The 388-nt window shown below is 55.2% G+C and carries 4 tRNA genes; all 4 read left to right on the top strand.

Annotated elements, in window-relative coordinates:
- Positions 1 to 4 precede the first annotated feature (4 nt).
- The 4 genes from POF51_RS32085 to POF51_RS32070 all read left to right on the top strand — a co-directional run bounded on the left by POF51_RS32085 (position 5) and on the right by POF51_RS32070 (position 377).
- A tRNA-Ser gene (locus POF51_RS32085) sits at positions 5 to 95 on the top strand.
- Positions 96 to 119: 24 nt separating this feature from the next.
- Positions 120 to 196, top strand: a tRNA-Met gene (locus POF51_RS32080).
- 8 nt (positions 197 to 204) lie between these two features.
- A tRNA-Leu gene (locus tag POF51_RS32075) sits at positions 205 to 289 on the top strand.
- 14 nt (positions 290 to 303) lie between these two features.
- Positions 304 to 377 (top strand) — tRNA-Glu (locus POF51_RS32070).
- Positions 378 to 388 lie beyond the last annotated feature (11 nt).

Raw genomic sequence — 388 nt, 5'->3', positions numbered from 1 at the left:
ATACGGAGAGTTACCCAAGAGGCCGAAGGGGACGGTTTGCTAAACCGTTAGTATGCGCAAGCGTAGCGAGGGTTCGAATCCCTCACTCTCCGCCATATGTTTTAATCTCATAGCTTCATGGCGGTGTAGCTCAGCTGGTTAGAGCGTTCGGTTCATACCCGAAAGGTCGGGGGTTCGATTCCCTCCGCCGCTACCATATTAGTTGCGGTCGTGGTGGAATTGGCAGACACACCATCTTGAGGGGGTGGCGGGGCGACCCGTGCGAGTTCGAGTCTCGCCGACCGCACCATACTTCATAATCCTGGCCCGTTGGTGAAGCGGTTTAACACAGCAGCCTTTCACGCTGTCATTCAGGGGTTCGAATCCCCTACGGGTCACCTAGCAAAAT

It is taken from the genome of Brevibacillus sp. AG, from assembly GCF_028369215.1.
GTDB classification, from domain to species: Bacteria; Bacillota; Bacilli; order Brevibacillales; family Brevibacillaceae; genus Brevibacillus; species Brevibacillus porteri.
The sequence above is the reverse complement of the archived record's forward strand: the minus strand, read 5'-3'. Positions and strand labels throughout refer to the sequence as shown.